The following is a 352-nucleotide window of genomic DNA, read 5'->3' as shown; positions in this document are numbered from 1 at the left end:
GCGTGCCGGCTTTGAGGTTCGCGACGTACACCCGACTCATTACGGTCGTGTATGTCCGATCGAGACCCCTGAAGGTCCGAACATCGGTCTGATCAACTCCCTGGCCACCTATGCCCGCGCCAACGAGTATGGTTTCCTCGAGTCTCCGTACCTGAAGGTTATCGACGGCAAGGTCAGCGAAGAAATCGAATATCTGTCCGCGATTGAAGAAGCCGAGTGCGTGATTGCGCAGGTAGACGCGAAAATGACTGAGGACGGCGGTTTCGAAGAAGACTTCGTTACTGTGCGTCACCGTTACGAATTTACCGTGATGGAACGTGACACCATTACCCATATGGATGTCTCTCCCCGT

The 352-nt window shown here is 54.3% G+C and carries 1 protein-coding gene; it reads left to right on the top strand.

Going from position 1 to position 352, the window contains the following annotated elements; all coding sequences use genetic code 11:
* On the top strand, nucleotides 1-352 hold a 352-nt coding region (locus A3730_RS09340; RefSeq protein ID WP_156501110.1), incomplete at both ends, for a hypothetical protein.

The organism is Alcanivorax sp. HI0044 (assembly GCF_001634945.1).
This window is presented reverse-complemented; position numbering and strand designations above follow the sequence as displayed.